The sequence below is a fragment of the Pseudoalteromonas sp. S1727 genome (genome assembly GCF_005886375.1).
Taxonomy (GTDB): Bacteria; Pseudomonadota; Gammaproteobacteria; order Enterobacterales; family Alteromonadaceae; genus Pseudoalteromonas; species Pseudoalteromonas haloplanktis.
On sequence record NZ_PNDT01000289.1, the window covers coordinates 1 to 234 of the forward strand.

Below are 234 nucleotides of genomic sequence, written 5' to 3' on the forward strand. Positions count from 1 at the left end.
TAGAGCAAGAGCGTATTGCTACAGAAAAGGCAGAGGCTGAGCGTGTAGCGCAAGAGCAGCTACTCGCAGCAGAGCAGGCTGAGCAACTTCGTCGTGAGCAAGCTGAGCGCTTAGCACAGCAAGAAGAAGCAATGCGTTTGGAACTTGAGCGCAAAGCTGCAGAGCAAGCGCAACATGATGCTGAATTAGAACAACAACGCATTGCGACTGAAAAGGCTGAACGTGTAGAGCAAG

1 pseudogene is annotated in these 234 nt (G+C 51.3%); it reads left to right on the forward strand.

The features are described 5' to 3' along the window. A pseudogene (locus CWB85_RS22055) lies at positions 1 to 234 on the forward strand (signal recognition particle-docking protein FtsY); the annotation flags it as partial.